This is a genomic window from Pseudomonas sp. NBRC 111138, from assembly GCF_001320835.1.
Classification (GTDB): domain Bacteria; phylum Pseudomonadota; class Gammaproteobacteria; order Pseudomonadales; family Pseudomonadaceae; genus Aquipseudomonas; species Aquipseudomonas paracarnis.
Genome location: NZ_BCBO01000070.1, coordinates 13,163 through 30,418, shown reverse-complemented (window position 1 = coordinate 30,418; position 17,256 = coordinate 13,163). Strand labels below are relative to the sequence as shown.

Genomic DNA, 17,256 nt, shown 5'->3' with positions numbered 1-17,256 from the left:
ACAAACCTGCCGCCAACCAATGGCGAAAGCCCGAGTAAGTTCGATAAGCGTGATGCCCAGCGACCATTATGGCGCCCACGGCCAGCGCCAGCATCCACCACGCGTGTTGCAACAGCTCCGACAGTGCAATGACCGCCAGGGTAAACCCGGGCAATTGGCCGTTGACCCCGGCGAACAAGTTCTGGAACTGCGGCACAACGTGAATCAACAGGACTGTGCTCACCCCTGTGGCAATTACCAGTACCGCGACAGGGTAGGTCATGGCTTTCTTGATCCTGGTTTTGAGCCGTTGGCTTTTTTCCAGATGAATCGCCACGCGCTCGAGCAAGGTTTCCAGGGCGCCGGCTATTTCGCCAGCTGCTACCAGATTGCAATACAACTCATCGAAGTAGCGGGGATATTGACGCAGGGCAGCGGCCAAGGGGTGGCCGCTGGCAATGTGCTGTTTCAACGCCTTCACCAGTTCGCGCAGCTGTAGGTTTTCGACGCCTTCGCTGATGATGTCGAAGGCTTGCAGCAGCGGGATGCCTGCTTTGAGCAAGGTGGCTAACTGGCGAGTGAACAGGGCAATATCTGCGGGCGTTATTCGCGTCTTGAAGATGTGTAAACCGTAAGATTTCTTGCGCACACGCTCAGGGCAGATCCCTTGCTGGCGCAGTTGTACCTTGATCAGCGCAAGGTTATGCCCGGCGATTTGCCCGGAAACCCGGCGGCCTTTGCGGTTGATGCCTTCCCAGGCATAGATTGTCGACGTGTCGTTCATGTGAGGTTGGCGCACCCAGGTCGTGAAGATTTTATAGCTTAGTCAGGTGGCGAATTCGGGCAGGCTGGCGCTGGGCGATAAAATGTCAGATTGTGCGTCTTGCAGGCGAACGGCTGCGTGGGGATGAGTACACTGGCGCCGTTGCACACTACGGGGCGCAGGATGCGCCTTGTCATGGTTCTATTCTGGAGAGTGAAAGAGATGCGTCAAAAAGGTTTTACCTTGATCGAATTATTGATCGTCGTGGCAATCATCGGCATTTTGGCCACCATCGGTCTGCCCATGTACACCAAGCACCAGGCCAAGGCCAAGTTCACGGCGGGGTTGGCTGAAATCAGCGCGCTAAAGGCCGGCTATGAGGACGCCATCAACCAGGGCACCGTGCCAACCCTGGCCCTCATCGGTGGCGCCAGCCCTACCGCCAACTGCGTGATCGAAGCGACAGGCGATGTGGCCTCGGGCGCAGGCTCCATCCGTTGTGAAATCTTGGACGCGCCCGCGCCCGTGCTCGGCAAGACCATCACCTTGACCCGCAGCGCCACCACCGGCTGGAGCTGTGCCACCACGGTAGAGCCGCAGTACGCTGCCAAGGGCTGCGGCGCCAACGGCGCGTGACAGTCGCCGGGCGGTGAGCGAGTTGGTTGCTGCATGCCCAATGCAGTGCTAGCTTTAGCCCACCGCCCGTGTAGCTCAGCCGGTAGAGCAGCGCACTCGTAACGCGAAGGTCGCAGGTTCGATTCCTGTCTCGGGCACCACAGGCACCACTGTTTCAACGGCAATGTTTTCAGATGATCCCAGAATGGTTCTGAAGGCCAGGTGAGCCGGGCATTTGCCCCCGCTCTTTTGTATCTGCGCAACCTTGAAGACCCAGATGCATTCCCATTCCTCGATCTAAGAGAACGACATGACCACGACTGAGATGACCCAGGAAACACGGCACGAACAAGCGCTCAAGCATTACCTTGAAGCGACGCCGCAGCTTAAAGAAGAGATCAAGGACCTGAGTGCCGACGATCAGCGCGACCAGATTCAGTGGGCATTCGAAGATGAGGCCGAGAGTCAGGGCTACCAGCCTTGGGAGTTGACCCTCAAGTACACCTCGACGCCGGAAGAGTTCGAAGCCGCGCGGTTGGCCTTGCACAAAGAGGCGGCCGAGGTGCTGGGTGTCGATTGGGACGAGTACTGCGAGATGAATAATCTGGTGGTCTAGGCACGGCGGGCTTGTTGTGGCGAGGGAGCTTGCTCCCGCTGGGCTGCGAAGCAGCCCCAAATTGGGTGATCGAAATACATCAGGTGTACGTCGATGAACGGTTTGGGAGCGCTGCGCACTCCAGCGGGAGCAAGCTCCCTCGCCACAATCGCCCGGCCCTGCATGGTTTCTCAGATGCTCAGGCGCATCGACAGATCCACCGCCTTCACATCCTTGGTCATCGCGCCGATGGAGATGTAGTCCACGCCGGTTTCAGCGATAGGCAGCAAGGTGGTTTCATTGATCCCGCCGCTGGCTTCCAGCTTGGCCTTGCCTGCGTTCAGGCGCACTGCTTCGCGCATGTCTTCCAGGCTCAGTTCATCCAGCATGATGATGTCGGCACCCGCCGCCAGGGCCTCGCGTAATTCCTCCAGGCTTTCCACTTCGATTTCCACCGGCTTGCCCGGGGCAATCTTGTGGGCGGCGGTGATCGCTTGGGCAATACCACCGCAGGCGGCGATGTGGTTTTCCTTGATCAGGAACGCGTCATACAGCCCGATACGGTGGTTGTGGCAACCGCCGCAGGTCACCGCATATTTCTGCGCTAAACGCAGGCCGGGCAATGTCTTGCGGGTGTCCAGCAGCTTGACCTGGGTGCTGGCGACAAAGTCCGCCAAAAATTGCGCACGGGTGGCAACCCCTGACAGCAATTGCAGAAAATTCAACGCGCTACGTTCACCACTGAGCAGCGAGCGGGCCGGGCCCTCAAGGTGGAACAACGCCTGGTTGGGGCTCACCCGTTCACCATCAGCCACCTGCCAGTGCACAGCAACCCGTGGGTCCAGTTGACGAAACACCGCATCCACCCACGCCGTGCCGGCGATAACAGCCGCCTCACGGGTAATGATCGTGGCCTTGGCCAGCCGTTCGGCCGGGATCAACTGCGCGGTGATGTCGCCACTGCCGATGTCTTCCAGCAGTGCGCGGCGCACGTTGGCTTCGATTTCGGCGGTGAGGTCGGCAAGACGGAGGTTCGGCATAACAGGCTCCACAAACAAAGTGCCTCGATTATAGGGCCAGCGTGCGTTCTAACCCAGGCTAGCCACTCATTTACCGCACAAAGTCAGAGTGTGCTGGCGCAACTGCCCTCGTTTGCAAGATAATCTCGCGCCTTGCAATTGGCGTCATAGCTTTGACGTCCTGGTGGTGATCGGGTGTTTGCAGTGCCTGCCGGGCCTGCGCTCCGTCTCTCCACCGCTCAAAACCGCCGTTTCAGGAGGCCAGGATGCACAATGACGGGAAGGTGGTGCCTATCAACAGGGCACAGGCCACGCCATCGCCGCTCGCGCGCCTGCCGGTGGTGTTGCTGCAGGTGCGTGACAAGGCTGCGCAACAGCTGCAGCAAGGCTTGCAGGAACTGTTCGATAACGCCGACGACACCCTGTTCGAAATGGCCGAAAAGGCCCGTAGCACCGTCGACCATCATATTTTTTTCGAGGCCATGCGCGACCTGCGCCTCAAGCGCAAGAACTTCGAGCGCGTGTTCATGGAGCAGCTGTTTGTGGCGTTCGCCAACCTGGGCCAGGCCCGGTGCAGCGGTGCACACCTGGTGCCGCTGGTGTCTTATGAGGCGGCACCCGGCACCAGCGCGGATGACGTGGAAAAAGCCGTGGCTCTGGAGGCGATGCTCGGTCGGGTGCGGCATCGTGATGGCTTGGCCCTGGGGCAGTTGGACGCACGCTTGAGTGAACTGCTCGGCAGGCGCCTGGAGGACCCTGAAAACCCCTTGGGCCCTGCGCGGCTTTGTGAGTTTTTCCTGCAAGCAGGGCGCAGCCTGGGGGTGGAGATTCGCGTCAAGCTGGTCATGCTCAAGCTGTTTGAGAAATACGTGCTCAGTGATGCCGACCTGTTGTATGGCGAGGCCAACCAATTGCTGATCGCCACCGGCGTATTGCCGCAACTCAAGACGGTCCCGTCCCGTCGAGCTGGGGGGCGCGAGGCCCGGGAGCACCAGCATTACACCAGCCAAGCGGTGGCCGATCGGCCGCTGGACAAAAGCGGCCAGCAAGCGTTCAGTGCCTTGCAAAAGTTACTGGTAGCCGTGCGTGGCAGCGTGGCCCCGACCCTTGAAGCCAGTGCCGAGCCGCAGCCGATTGCCACCCGCGATCTGCTACGGCTGTTGTCGCATTTGCAGCAATATGTCCCGGAGCCCGGTGGCGAGGACGATTTCGACCTGCGCAACCAGCTGGAACAGTTGCTGACCCGGGGCAGCGTCAAAAGCGGCAAGTCGAGGGTGTTAGAAGAGGCAGACGAAGATGTGACCAATCTGGTCGCCATGCTGTTTGAGTTCATGTTCGATGACAGCGGTGTGCCGGACGCTTTCAAGGCGCTGATCGCTCGCTTGCAGATCCCGCTGCTGAAAGTGGCGGTGCTGGACAAGAGCCTGTTCAGTTGCGCAGAGCATCCGGCGCGGCGCTTGCTCAATGACATGGCGAGCGCCGTCATCGGCTGGAGCCCGCCCCATGACCACCCACGGGACAACCTCTATCTGTGTATCGAGCAACTCGTACAGCGTGTGCTGAATGAGTTCGTCGAAGACCCGGCGATTTTCTCCCAGTTGCTCACCACGTTCAGCGCATTCATAGCCCAGGAGCGCAAGCGCAGCGAGCGACTTGAGCGACACACCCGTGACGCCGAGCAAGAGCGCCTGCAGGTCGAGGTGGCGCGCCAGCGTGTGGCGCACGTGCTCAATCGGCGGCTCGTGGGCAAAACCTTGCCGCCATCGGTGCTGCAATTTGTGCAGCAGGCCTGGAGCCAGGTGTTGTTAGTGGCCGTTCTCAAGCACGGTGAACAATCGCTGCAGTGGCAGGCGGCGCTGCGCACCGTGGATGAATTGATCTGGAGCGTCGGCCTGCGTGAAGACACCGAAGCGGGCCGGCGTTTGCTCGAGCAATTACCCGGGCTGCTCAAGGCCTTGCGTGACGGGTTGGCCGGTGCGGCCTTCGATCCTTTCAGTACCCGCGAGTTCTTCCTGCGGTTGCAGGCCATGCATGTTCAGCCGCTCGACGACGAGGTGCTGGTTGAAGTCCGTGAGCCTTTTATCCTGGGGGCTGGCCCGCCGGGTGCCGACGAACCACTGCCCCATGATGACCCCGACCTGCTCAAAGCCAAGCAGTTGCGAGCCGGTACCTGGGTAGCGCTGCAGCAACATGAAGCCGGTACCCTGCGCTGCAAATTGACCGCCATCATGCCGCCCGCCGATACCTATGTTTTTGTCAGCCGCGCGGGCCTCAAGGTGTTGGAGAAAAGCGCGGGCCAGTTAGCGCTGGCGTTCAAGCAGGGCGTCCTGCACGCCTTGGATGATGGCCCGCTGTTCGAGCGTGCGCTGGCAGCGGTGGTGGACAACCTGCGGCAACTCAATCGCGGCAAGTGATCGCAACCGCAGGGTGGAACGCGGCATACTGGTCACACCTCTTATCATTCAAGGAGCCTGTATGCAGTTGGACCCCGCCAGCGGTTGGTGCCAGGGCATTCGTCATTGCCCTTCGCCCAACTTCAACGAGCGCCCTGAAGGCGAAATCTCGCTGTTGGTGGTGCATAACATCAGTTTGCCCCCGGCGCAGTTCAACACGGGCAAGGTGCAGGAATTTTTCCAGAACCGCCTGGATATCTCAGAACATCCTTATTTTGAAGGGATTGCGAGCCTACGAGTGTCTGCGCATTTTCTGATTGAACGTGACGGCACTGTGACGCAATTTGTTTCGTGCCGCGACCGTGCCTGGCATGCCGGTATTTCCGTCTTTGAAGGGCGCGAGGTCTGCAACGATTTTTCTCTGGGAATCGAGCTGGAAGGCACGGATGACCTACCGTTTACCAATGCCCAGTATGCGGCGCTGATCGACCTGACACGCCAACTGCTGGCCGCATACCCAGACATCACTCGCCAACGTATTTGTGGTCACAGCGACATCGCTCCGGGGCGCAAGACCGACCCGGGCCCCGCTTTTGATTGGGCGCGCTTTCGCAGCGCCCTGCAGGATGGAGGACACGAACGATGAGTTTCCTGGTGTTGGTGCTGGCCGTGTGGATCGAGAAGTTCTCGGCCTTGCGCCTGCGGTTGCAGCGCGACGGTGGATGGCTGCGTGAGCTGGCCAAGCTGGAATCAAGCCCGCGCATGGGCAAGCGCCCCTGGTTGATCCTGCTGATATTGGTGCTGCTGCCGGTGGCATTGCTGGCATTGTTGTTGCTGGTCCTGGAGCCGGTGGCCTATGGCCTGTTGGCATTGCCGGTGCACTTGCTGGTGGTGATCTACAGCCTGGGCCGTGGCGATCTATTGGCGGGGCTGGGGCCGTTTCGCGATGCCTGGCGGCGCGGTGACCTGCAAGCGGCCGAGCATGTGGCCGAACGCGATCTCAAACTTGGCGCCGACAGTGGCGAGCAATTGCTGGAGCGCGTCCAGGGCTACCTGCTGTGGCAGGCGTATCAAAGCTTTTTCGCGGTGATTTTCTGGTATTTCCTGCTGGGCCCGGTGGCCGCCCTGGCCTACCGCCTGTTGGCGCTGGCCAGCGAAAACAGCCAGAACCCGTTGGTGGCCGAGCGCGCCACGCAACTGCGCCACGCGTTTGACTGGTTGCCGGTACGCCTGCTGGCGGCCAGCTTTGCCTTGGTGGGCAATTTCGTCGGGGTCAGCCGTGTGATGCTTCACGAACTGTTGAGCTGGGACATCAGCGCGGCACAGTTGGTGGAAAAAGTCGGCCTGGCCGCCGCGGAAATTCCTGCGCCAGTGGTGGGGGCCGATGGCATCAACAGCCTGGATCGCCTGTGGGAGCTGCTGCTGCGTGCGGCGGTGCTGTGGTATGCCGGGTTTGCCATCTGGACGGTGTTGCCCTGATGGTAGGAGCGAGCTTGCTCGCGAAAAACGTCAACGATAACGCGTGCGTCCTGAATAAACGCGGCGTCTGTGAGTCTTTCGCGAGCAAGCTCGCTCCTACATGGCGTTAGGGCTTTCCCCTTGCCACATTTGGCCTCCAGACACGCCGTTAACCTTACGTTACAAAACTCCCTTTCGAATTGAGCTATACAGATAGCGCGCCAAATAGTGGCTATCTGCCGCCGCCCTGCGCCTCAATAAAAATAAAAGAAGGGGAGGTCACCTGTGAAGAGCTTGCTCTATCCCGCCGTCGCGCTGATGAACCGCCTGAGCTTCGGCATGAAGTTCAGCCTGATCAGCGTGCTGTTCCTGCTGCCGATGCTGGCGACCAACTATTACCTGGTGCGCGATTCGTGGCGCGAATACCAGGGCACCCGGGTCGAACTGCAGAGTCTCGACCTGCTCGGCAGCAGCCTGGCGTTGCGCCGCGATCTGGAAACCCTCAACAACCAGGTAGAGATCAATGCCACCCTCGGCCAGTCCGGAAAAGCAGCAGACCTGGAGACTAGGATCAGCGCCTTGGAAGCCAGTGTGATGGAGCGCTTGCAGGGCCTGCACGCCATTGCGACCCAGCCCGAGCAAGTTGCCGTCTTCGACAGTAAGCGCGACGAGTTGATCGCCGCGTTCAAGGCCCAGCAGCAAGAAACCTCGTTGCTCAACAAAGCGGCGTTGATCGGCAAGTTACTCAACCAGGCCCAGATGTTCAGCCAGATCATTGCCAGCCAAGCCGGCTTGAGCCGTGATCCGCAAAGTGACCTGCGCCAGCTCAGCGACCTGATCACCACCGTCACCCCTCAAGTCACCCAGGCCTTGGGCGAAGGCCGTGCGATGGGCGCGTACTCCCTGGGGCAGGGCTTTATCAATTCATCCTCCAGCACCCGTTTTGACGAACTGCTGCAGCAGCTGGAAAAACTCCACGGGGAATATGGCTTGAAGCTGCAGGACGCGCTGGGCGCCAGCCAGGCCGCGCATGCGGCCCTTGAGGTTTCTGCGCAAGCCAGCCAGGCCAGCCTCAAGCAAGGCAGTGAGTTTTTTGAAGAGCAGGTGGTGATGGCCGAGACCCTCGATACGTCTTGGCAGGGTTTTTATGACGGCGTCAGCCAGTTGATGGCCAAGACCTATCAATTGGATGACGCCACCCTGGCGTTCCTCGGGCAGCAGTTGCAGCAGCGCCTGGCGCAAAACCGCCTACATATGGTGTTGCTGGTCACGGCCCTGGCGGCGGTGTTTGCGTTGATTTTCTATCTCTATGCCGGTTTTTTTGTCTCCACTCGTACCACCTTGCGCCGCCTGGGGGCGATGATGGACAAAGTGGCGGCTGGTGACATGACGGTCACCTTCGTTGCTCAAAGCCGCGACGAGCTGGGCGACTTGGGCCAGGTGTTCAATGGCACCGTGGCCAAGATTCATGACCTGATCGAACGTGTTGGGCATACGGTCAGCCAGGTGGAGCTGCAGGCCGGCCAGGTGCAGGCGGTGTCGGCACAGAGTAACCAGGCGGTGTCCGGCCAGCGCAGCCAGATCGAACAAGTGGCGACCGCGATGAACCAGATGTCCGCCACTGCCCAAGAGGTGGCGCGCAGCGCGGCGGCGGCGGTCAGTAGTGCCCAGAGCGTCAATGATGAAACGGTCACCGGGCGTGCGCTGGTGCAATCCCAGCAAGGCGGCATCGCCCGCCTGGCGGCGGAGATTGACGAATCGGTGCGGGTGATCAACCAACTGGCTGCCGACAGCCAGTCCATCAGCAGCGTCCTGGAAGTGATCAAGAGCATTGCCGAGCAGACCAACCTGCTGGCGCTCAACGCGGCCATCGAAGCCGCGCGCGCCGGTGACCAAGGGCGTGGTTTTGCGGTGGTGGCCGACGAGGTGCGCACCCTGGCTCGGCGCACCCAGCACTCCACCGAGGAAATCGAGCAGATGATCAGCCGCTTGCACAGCGGCGTGGGCGCGGCGGTGAAGGCCATGGGCAGCAGCCATGAAATGGCGAATGGCACGGTGGGGCAGTCGGAAAAAGTCCAGCAAGCCTTGGAAAATATCCTGGGGGCAGTTGGGATGATCGTCGATCAGAACCAGCAAATCGCCGCCGCCGTGGAGCAGCAAACGGCGGTCGCCCACGACATCGACCAGAACATTGTCGAAATCAACCGTGCTGGCGAGCATGCAGCGCAAGGCGCCCAGCACACGGAAGCGGCCAGTCGACAACTGGCAACCCAGGTGGTTGAGTTGAAGCAATTGATTGGTGCGTTTCGGGTGTAGGGAGGTTCTGAAGGGCGGAGCCACGGGCCCTGTGGCCCATGTCTTGATTTACCGATGCGTGTTTTATCGGGGCGTGAATAGGTGAAAATTTATTTCATCCGTCACGGTCACGAGGGGACAAAACGATGGCCGCCGCAATCGGTATCAGGGGGCATTGCGCCCAGTGCAACATGACGTTTGAACTCAAGCCTTGGCAACTGAACGCCATCGCAATCGATGTGCCGTTTGACTGTATGTATTGCCACTGCGGGTTGCAGTTGGGCTGCGTCAAGCAGTTGCGCCAATTCAGGGCCCTGGACCAATGGGCGCTGGTGCGGCCGAGCATGATCATGCTGACGTGCGCGACCTTGCTGGTGGCCTTGGTCGCCGAGTGGCTGGGGCTGCTCAGTGTCATCGCGCAGTTCAACATTTCACTGGTCGCGGTGTTGATCCATTTGCTGGTGGTGCGCTACGCCCGTCATCGCCAGACAATGACCTTGAACTTGCAGGCCATCAGTGCGCTACCAGTTGAACAGCTCGCACGCATTGCGTGTGCTCGCCTCAGCCAGCAATAGAGGGCTGATACCCATGCGCTCGGCCAGGGCCGTGCAGATGTCTGGCAGGTGCTGCGGGCTATTGCGCTGGTTGGGGTACATGGCCGGGGCCATATCCGGCGAGTCGGTCTCCAGCACCACGGCGTCGAGGGGCAATTGGGCCAGTACCCGGTGCATGCGCAGGGCCTGGGGCCAGGTGGCAGCGCCACCCAGGCCCAGTTTGAACCCGAGCTTGATGTACTCGCGTGCCTCTTCAACGCTGCCGGCGAACGCATGGATGATGCCGCCTCTGGGTAGGCGGATACGCTTTAAGGTGGCAATTACCGCGGCGTGGCTGCGGCGAACGTGGAGCAGGGCCGGCAGCTGGAAATCCACCGCGAGTTTCAGCTGGGTTTCAAATAGCGGTTGCTGGCGCTCGTGGTCCAACTGTTCAAGAAAGTAATCCAGGCCAATTTCGCCCACGGCGCACAGTTGCCGGTGGCCATGCAGGCGCGTCAACCAGTCGCCCAGCTCCAGCAGGTCGGCGGGGCGATGCTCATCGAGATACACCGGGTGCAAGCCAAAAGCGGCGAACAAGCCTTCGTCCTGTTGCACCAAGTCCCACAGCCGCTGCCAATTTTTCTGGTACACCCCCAGCACCACCAGGCGCCGCACGCCGAGTTCACGGCTGTGGGCGAGGACGTGCGTGCGATCCTGGTCGAAGTCCTCGAAGTCCAGATGCGTGTGGGTGTCGATCAGCTCCACGCTCAGGCCTCGTGGATACGCTGCTTGAAGGTCCGGCCAATCGCATGCACGCCGGGTTGGTACTGTTCTTCTTCAACGGCGGCCAGGGCCAGGCGCAGGGCGGTCTCGGCAATCAACTGATGTTGTTGGGCCATGGCGTTGACCGGCAGCGGGAGGAAATCCAGCAACTGGGTATCGCCGAAGGTGCCCAGGCGCAGGGGGCGTGACTTGAGAGGGAAGTCATGCAGCGCATCAAACACGCCTTGGAGCAGTACGTAGGAGGTGGTTACCAGCGCGTCCGGCAGATGCCCCAGGCGTTGCAGCAATTGCTCCATCAGCTCTCGGCCGCAGTCGCGACTGAAGGCTTCGCCCTGTTCGATGATCACTTCGCCCGTAAAGCCTTGCAGCGCATCGCGGAAACCGGCGGTACGCGCCTGGCTGATGCTCAGCTCGGGCCGTGCGCCGATCAGCGCGATCTGCTTGGGCAACGGTTGCAGCAGGCTGCTAGTGAGTTGCTGGCAGGCCTGGTGGTCGTCGCTGACCACGGAGCAGAACTGGTTCGGCTCCATCTCCCGGTCGATGGCAATCACCGGCAGCCCCTTGGCCTGCAGCTCGCGATAGCTGTCATCGCTGGCCGGCAGGCAACTGGCGACGAACAACGCATCGCAACGCCGCGCCCGGAACAGTTGCAGCAGTTGGCGCTCGCTGTCCGCTTCGTCATCGGAGCTGGCGATCAGTAACTGATAGCCCCGCGCCCGCGCACCTTGTTCCAGCAGTTTGGCGATGCGTGCGTAGCTGGGGTTTTCCAGGTCTGGCAGGATGAACCCCAAGGTCCGCGTATGCCGGCTGCGCAGCCCCGCGGCTTGAGGGTTGGGGGTAAAGCCATGGGCTTGGACCACGGCACGCACACGCTCAACGGTGGCGTTGCTGATGCGCTGCTGTTCGGCCTTGCCATTGATGACATAGCTGGCGGTGGTAACGGACACACCGGCCAGACGTGCGATATCACTGAGTTTCAAACCGGGATTTCCTTGTTTTTTGGCGCTCGCCCCGACATTTTGTCCAATCGTAACCGATTCCAGCATTCGACCAATGTCCCACAGCAAGCGCCGAGTGGCCCTTCAAGCTTGCGTAATTAACGCGTAATCTGCCATAAATTCTAGATTAAACGTTTCAGCAAGCGTATTTTTACGATGTTCGCTACTGAGTGACCACTGCCAATTGACCGCTCAGTCAGTTAATTTTGATCATATTTACCTACAACAATACCTAGTGCGCCTGTCGCACTAACTAGGAGAACGGCATGCTTGAGCTCACTGTAGAGCAGATATCCATGGGCCAGGTGGCTGTGGATAAATCTGCTGCCTTGCACCTGCTCGCTGACAAATTAGTGGCCGATGGCCTGGTTGCCGAAGGTTATCTCAGTGGCTTGCAAGCCCGTGAAGCCCAAGGTTCGACCTTTCTCGGCCAAGGCATTGCTATCCCCCATGGCACGCCAGAAACCCGCGACCAAGTGTTTTCCACCGGTGTGCGCCTGCTGCAGTTCCCCGAAGGGGTGGACTGGGGTGATGGCCAGATCGTTTACCTGGCGATTGGCATCGCGGCTAAATCCGATGAACACCTGCGCCTGTTGCAACTGCTCACCCGTGCCCTCGGCGAAACCGACCTGGGCCAGGCGTTGCGCCGTGCCGGCAGCGCCGAAGCGCTGTTGAAACTGTTGCAAGGCGCGCCCCAGGAACTGGCGCTGGATGCGCAGATGATCAGCCTGGGCGTGTCGGCCGATGATTTTGAAGAGTTGGTGTGGCGCGGTGCGCGCCTGCTGCGCCAGGCCGACTGCGTGAGCAATGGCTTTGCCGCCGTATTGCAGCAAGTCGACGCGCTGCCCCTGGGCGATGGCCTGTGGTGGTTGCACAGCGAGCAGACGGTCAAGCGTCCGGGCCTGGCCTTTGTGACGCCGGACAAACCTATGCGTTACCTCGGCCAGCCCTTGCACGGCCTGTTCTGCCTGGCGAGCCTCGGTGAAGCGCACCAGACCCTGCTTGAACGCCTGTGTGCCTTGCTGATTGAAGGGCGCGGCCAGGAGTTGGGACGCGCCACCAGCAGCCGCGCGGTGCTGGAAGTGCTGGGCGGTGAACTGCCGCCGGACTGGCCCAGCGCCCGTATTACCCTGGCCAACGCCCACGGCCTGCACGCGCGCCCGGCCAAGATCCTGGCGCAATTGGCGAAAAGTTTTGACGGCGATATCCGCGTACGTATCGTCGATGGCGCGGTGGGCGCCGTGTCGGTCAAAAGCCTGAGCAAGTTGCTCAGCCTCGGCGCACGTCGTGGCCAGGTGCTGGAGTTTGTGGCCGAGCCGACGGTGGCCGGCGATGCACTGCCCGCCCTCTTGGCCGCCGTGCAAGAGGGCCTTGGCGAAGAGGTCGAGCCCTTGCCCACGGTGAGCGCACAGCCCGCACAGGTCGATATCGAACCGGTGCTCAGCGCGCCACTGAGCGGTAGCCAACTCCAGGCCATTGCCGCCGCGCCGGGTATCGCGATCGGCCCGGCTCATATCCAGGTGCCGCAGGTGTTCGATTACCCGCTACGGGGCGAATCCGCCGCCGCCGAACGCCAGCGCCTGCACACCGCTTTGAGCGACGTGCGCACGGATATCCAGGGCTTGATCGAGCGTAGCCAGGCCAAGGCCATCCGCGAGATTTTCATCACCCACCAGGAAATGCTCGACGACCCGGAACTGACCGACGAAGTCGACACCCGCCTCAAGCAGGGCGAAAGCGCCGAAGCCGCCTGGATGAGCGTGATCGAAGCCGCTGCCAAGCAACAGGAAGCCTTGCAGGATGCCTTGCTGGCCGAGCGTGCTGCCGACTTGCGTGACATCGGCCGCCGCGTGCTGGCCCAGTTGTGCGGCGTCCAGAGCGTGCAGGAACCGAGCGAGCCCTACATCCTGGTGATGGAAGAGGTCGGCCCTTCTGACGTGGCGCGCCTGGACCCGGCCCGCGTTGCCGGCATTCTCACCGCCCGGGGCGGCGCCACCGCTCACAGCGCCATTGTTGCCCGCGCCCTGGGCATTCCGGCCTTGGTCGGCGCTGGCGCTGCGGTGTTATTGCTCAACGCCGGCACGCCACTGTTGCTCGATGGCCAGCGTGGTCGCCTGCATGTGGACCCCGACGCCGCCACCCTGCAACGGGCCACCGTGGAGCGCGACAGCCGCGAACAGCGCTTGCAAGCCGCATCGGCCCAGCGCCATGAAGCGGCGCTGACCCGTGACGGCCACGCCGTGGAAGTGTTCGCCAATATTGGCGAAAGCGCCGGGGTGGCCAGCGCAGTGGAACAGGGCGCCGAAGGCATTGGCCTGTTGCGCACCGAACTGATTTTCATGGCCCACCCCCAGGCGCCAGACGAGGCCACTCAGGAGGCCGAATACCGTCGCGTACTCGACGGCCTCAATGGTCGCCCGTTGGTGGTGCGCACCCTGGATGTGGGCGGCGACAAGCCTTTGCCCTATTGGCCGATCGCCGAAGAGGAAAACCCCTTTCTGGGTGTGCGCGGCATTCGCCTGACGTTGCAACGCCCGCAGATCATGGAAGCGCAACTGCGCGCATTGCTGCGTGCAGCAGACAACCGCCCGCTGCGCATCATGTTCCCCATGGTCGGCAGCGTGGATGAGTGGCGCGCCGCCCGGGACATGACCGAGCGCCTGCGCCTGGAGATCCCAGTGGCAGACCTGCAACTGGGGATCATGATCGAAGTGCCCTCAGCCGCGCTGCTGGCGCCGGTCCTCGCCAAGGAAGTCGACTTCTTCAGCGTCGGCACCAACGACCTGACCCAATACACCTTGGCCATTGACCGCGGCCACCCGACCCTGTCGGCCCAGGCCGATGGCTTGCACCCGGCAGTCCTGCAACTGATCGACATCACCGTACGCGCCGCCCATGCCCACGGCAAATGGGTAGGCGTGTGCGGCGAGTTGGCGGCGGACCCGCTGGCGGTGCCGGTGCTGGTCGGCCTGGGCGTGGATGAGTTGAGCGTGTCGGCCCGCAGCATTCCTGAAGTGAAGGCGCGGGTGCGTGAATTCAGTCTGAGCGAGGCCCAGGGCCTGGCGCAACAAGCACTGGCGGTGGGTTCGCCCGCTGAAGTGCGTGCCCTAGTGGAGGCCGTGTAGATGGCGAATATTCTGACCCTGACGCTGAACCCGGCGTTGGACCTCACGGTACGTCTGGCGCACCTGCAACCCGGTGAGGTCAATCGCAGTGAAGCGATGCTCACCCACGCGGCCGGCAAGGGCGTGAATGTGGCGCAAGTGCTGGCGGACCTGGGCCATTACGTCAGCGTGGGCGGGTTCCTCGGCAGCGCCAACCCCCAGGCTTTCAATGCGCTGATCAAGCGCCGTGGGTTTGGCGATGCCTTCATCCGGGTTCCCGGCGAAACCCGTAGCAACATCAAGATTGCCGAACAGGATGGGCGTGTCACCGACATCAATGCACCGGGGCCGCTGGTGACTGAAGAGGCGCTAAAAGCGCTGCTCAAGATGGTCGCGATCATTGGCCCGGAGTTCGATGCGGTCGTGGTGGCCGGTAGCTTGCCGCGCGGCGTCAGCCCGCAGTGGTTTAAAGGTTTGCTGGAGGCGTTGAAGGACCTCGGTTTGAAAGTCGCCCTGGACACCAGCGGCGAAGCGCTGCGCCTGGGGTTGGAGGTTGGCCCGTGGCTGGTCAAACCCAATACCGAAGAGTTGGCCGAGGCCTTGGGTAACGCCACCGATGCCATCAGCCGCCTGCATCAGCAAGGCGTCGAACATGTGGTGGTCTCCGATGGGGCCGCAGGCGTGACCTGGTACCGCCCGGGTGCGGCGCTGCACGCCACGCCGCCCAAGGTGGCAGTGGCCAGTACCGTGGGCGCCGGCGACTCGCTGCTGGCCGGGATGCTCCACGGTTTGCTCAGTGGCGATACGCCGGAGCACACCTTGCGCCGGGCCACGGCGATTGCCGCGATGGCGGTGACACAGATCGGTTTTGGCATCAGCGATGACGCGCAGTTGGCGCATCTCGAAAGCGGCGTCGATGTGCGCACGCTGACAGAACAATAAGAGGGTTTGTGATGAAGTTAGCCATTGTTACCGCCTGCCCGAACGGCATGGTCACCAGTGTGCTGTGCGCCCGCTTGTTGGACGCCGCCGCCCAGCGCATGGGCTTGCACACCAGTGTTGAAGTCGTCGATGTACAGCGCCCGGAGCGCCAGTTGTCCCAGGCGACGATTGATGATGCCGAGTGGGTGCTGCTGGTCAGCAGTACCCCGGTGGATATGCAGCGGTTTGTCGGCAAGCGTGTGTTCCAGAGCACACCGGCCCAGGCATTGGCGGATGTCGAAGGCGTGCTGCGCCGGGGCGCCGAAGAAGCCCGGGTGTATGTCGCCGACGCCGCCCCGGTGGCGGCCAAGGCTGCGCCGCGTATCGTCGCGATTACCGCGTGCCCCACCGGTGTGGCCCACACGTTCATGGCCGCCGAAGCCTTGCAGCAGACTGCTCAGCGCCTGGGTTATGACCTGCAGGTCGAGACCCAAGGTTCGGTGGGCGCCCGCACGCCGTTGAGCCCGCAAGCGATTGCCGATGCCGATGTGGTGTTGCTGGCGGCCGATATCGAGGTGGCCACCGAGCGTTTCGCCGGCAAGAAGATTTACCGCTGTGGCACCGGCATTGCCCTCAAGCAATCCGAAGCCATCCTCAACAAAGCCCTAGCCGAAGGCGCGGTGGAAAGCGCGGCCGGCGGTACACCGGCCAAGGCGGAGAAAACCGGCGTCTACAAACACCTGCTCACCGGCGTGTCGTATATGTTGCCGATGGTGGTGGCGGGGGGCTTGCTGATCGCCTTGTCGTTTGTGTTCGGCATCCATGCTTTCGAGCAGCCCGGCACCTTGGCGGCGGCGCTCAAATCCGTGGGTGACCAGGCGTTCCTGTTGATGGTGCCGTTGCTGGCGGGCTACATCGCCTACTCGATTGCCGACCGTCCTGGCCTTGCGCCCGGCATGATCGGCGGGCTGCTGGCTGGGACGCTGGGGGCTGGGTTTATCGGCGGCATCCTGGCCGGCTTCGTCGCCGGGTATTGCGTCAAACTGATCAGCCGCGCAGTGCAACTGCCCCAGAGCCTGGAAGCGCTCAAGCCGATCCTGATCATCCCGTTACTGGCGAGCCTGTTTACCGGGCTTGTGATGATCTACCTGGTGGGCCCACCGGTCGCCCGCTTGCTCACGGGCCTGACGGATTTCCTCAGCACCATGGGCACCACCAACGCGGTGCTGCTGGGCATTCTGCTCGGCGGCATGATGTGCGTGGACTTGGGCGGGCCGATCAACAAGGCGGCCTATGCGTTCTCGGTTGGCCTGCTGGCCGCGTCGAGCGGCGCGCCGATGGCCGCGACCATGGCCGCCGGCATGGTGCCGCCAATTGGCATGGGCATCGCCACGTTGCTGGCCCGGCGCAAGTTCGCCCAGACCGAGCGCGAGGCCGGCAAGGCGGCGATGATCCTGGGGCTGTGCTTTATCTCCGAAGGCGCGATTCCCTTCGCCGCCAAAGACCCGCTGCGCGTCATCCCGGCCAGCATCGCCGGTGGCGCGTTGACCGGTGCGCTGTCGATGTACTTCGGCTGCAAACTCGCCGCGCCCCATGGCGGGTTGTTTGTGTTGGTGATTCCGAATGCGATGAACCATGCGTTGTTGTATTTGTTGGCGATTGTGGCGGGCAGTGTGTTGACCGGCTTGGTGTATGCCGTGCTCAAGCGACCGGAAGCGGCCGAACTGGCCGTGACTGCCTGACACTGGCAGAAAATGTGGGAGCTGGCTTGCCTGCGATAGCCTCGACGGGGTTTGCCTG

14 protein-coding genes, 1 tRNA gene and 1 pseudogene are annotated in these 17,256 nt (G+C 62.0%); 12 read left to right on the top strand and 4 right to left on the bottom strand.

The genetic code is table 11. The features are described 5' to 3' along the window. On the bottom strand, positions 1–763 hold a 763-nt coding region (locus APH41_RS13160; RefSeq protein WP_177333565.1), incomplete at its 3' end, for a type II secretion system F family protein. 201 nt (positions 764–964) lie between these two features. Here APH41_RS13160 and APH41_RS13155 point away from each other — a divergent pair. The 3 genes from APH41_RS13155 to APH41_RS13145 all read left to right on the top strand — a co-directional run bounded on the left by APH41_RS13155 (position 965) and on the right by APH41_RS13145 (position 1,973). Next, the gene (locus APH41_RS13155) at positions 965–1,378 is read left to right on the top strand and encodes a pilin (protein WP_054919391.1); all 414 of its coding nucleotides are present in this window, start codon (positions 965–967) and stop codon (positions 1,376–1,378) included. 64 nt (positions 1,379–1,442) lie between these two features. Further along, a tRNA-Thr gene (locus APH41_RS13150) sits at positions 1,443–1,518 on the top strand. 149 nt (positions 1,519–1,667) lie between these two features. After that, entirely contained in the window at positions 1,668–1,973 is a 306-nt protein-coding gene (locus APH41_RS13145) for a DUF6388 family protein (RefSeq protein WP_054919390.1), read from the top strand. Positions 1,974–2,143: 170 nt separating this feature from the next. Here the strand turns inward: APH41_RS13145 and nadC are convergent, their stop codons facing one another. Further along, positions 2,144–2,992 (bottom strand): carboxylating nicotinate-nucleotide diphosphorylase, encoded by an 849-nt coding sequence (gene nadC, locus APH41_RS13140; RefSeq protein WP_034126256.1) that lies wholly within the window; start codon positions 2,990–2,992, stop codon positions 2,144–2,146. Positions 2,993–3,237: 245 nt separating this feature from the next. On the opposite strand from nadC, the gene APH41_RS13135 reads away from it, so the two are divergent. The 6 genes and pseudogenes from APH41_RS13135 to APH41_RS13115 all read left to right on the top strand — a co-directional run bounded on the left by APH41_RS13135 (position 3,238) and on the right by APH41_RS13115 (position 9,692). Further along, a complete protein-coding gene (locus tag APH41_RS13135; protein WP_054919388.1) occupies positions 3,238–5,385 on the top strand; it encodes a DUF1631 domain-containing protein in 2,148 nt (715 codons plus the stop codon). Between the two features lie 61 nt (positions 5,386–5,446). After that, the gene (ampD, locus tag APH41_RS13130; protein ID WP_054896894.1) at positions 5,447–6,010 is read left to right on the top strand and encodes a 1,6-anhydro-N-acetylmuramyl-L-alanine amidase AmpD; all 564 of its coding nucleotides are present in this window, start codon (positions 5,447–5,449) and stop codon (positions 6,008–6,010) included. Next, positions 6,007–6,843, top strand: a complete 837-nt coding sequence (gene ampE / locus APH41_RS13125) for a regulatory signaling modulator protein AmpE (RefSeq protein ID WP_054919386.1) — start codon at positions 6,007–6,009, stop codon at positions 6,841–6,843. Before ampD ends, ampE begins: the two co-directional genes overlap by 4 nt. Before the next feature lie 297 nt (positions 6,844–7,140). Then, positions 7,141–8,232 (top strand): annotated as a pseudogene (locus APH41_RS29675) (methyl-accepting chemotaxis protein); the annotation flags it as partial. After that, positions 8,209–9,138 carry a methyl-accepting chemotaxis protein gene (locus APH41_RS29670; protein WP_371262625.1) on the top strand — a complete coding sequence of 310 codons (930 nt, stop codon included), beginning with the start codon at positions 8,209–8,211 and terminating at the stop codon, positions 9,136–9,138. The pseudogene APH41_RS29675 and the gene APH41_RS29670, both read left to right, overlap by 24 nt. A 125-nt stretch (positions 9,139–9,263) precedes the next feature. After that, the gene (locus tag APH41_RS13115) at positions 9,264–9,692 is read left to right on the top strand and encodes a hypothetical protein (RefSeq protein ID WP_054896896.1); all 429 of its coding nucleotides are present in this window, start codon (positions 9,264–9,266) and stop codon (positions 9,690–9,692) included. Here the strand turns inward: APH41_RS13115 and APH41_RS13110 are convergent. Together APH41_RS13110 and cra are read right to left on the bottom strand one after the other, a co-directional pair. Continuing rightward, complete coding sequence (locus APH41_RS13110) at positions 9,639–10,415, bottom strand: TatD family hydrolase (protein ID WP_054919380.1); 777 nt, start codon at positions 10,413–10,415, stop codon at positions 9,639–9,641. The genes APH41_RS13115 and APH41_RS13110 overlap by 54 nt on opposite strands. Before the next feature lie 2 nt (positions 10,416–10,417). Next, positions 10,418–11,413, bottom strand: a complete 996-nt coding sequence (gene cra, locus APH41_RS13105; RefSeq protein ID WP_054919378.1) for a catabolite repressor/activator — start codon at positions 11,411–11,413, stop codon at positions 10,418–10,420. A gap of 284 nt (positions 11,414–11,697) precedes the next feature. Between cra and ptsP the strand changes: the two genes are divergently transcribed. From ptsP to APH41_RS13090, 3 genes are read left to right on the top strand one after another with little or no spacing between them, the layout of a single operon-like run. After that, entirely contained in the window at positions 11,698–14,556 is a 2,859-nt protein-coding gene (gene ptsP, locus APH41_RS13100) for a phosphoenolpyruvate--protein phosphotransferase (protein WP_054919375.1), read from the top strand. Beyond that, entirely contained in the window at positions 14,557–15,477 is a 921-nt protein-coding gene (pfkB, locus tag APH41_RS13095; protein WP_054896898.1) for a 1-phosphofructokinase, read from the top strand. Positions 15,478–15,488: 11 nt separating this feature from the next. Continuing rightward, a complete protein-coding gene (locus APH41_RS13090) occupies positions 15,489–17,198 on the top strand; it encodes a PTS fructose-like transporter subunit IIB (protein WP_054919373.1) in 1,710 nt (569 codons plus the stop codon). Positions 17,199–17,256 lie beyond the last annotated feature (58 nt).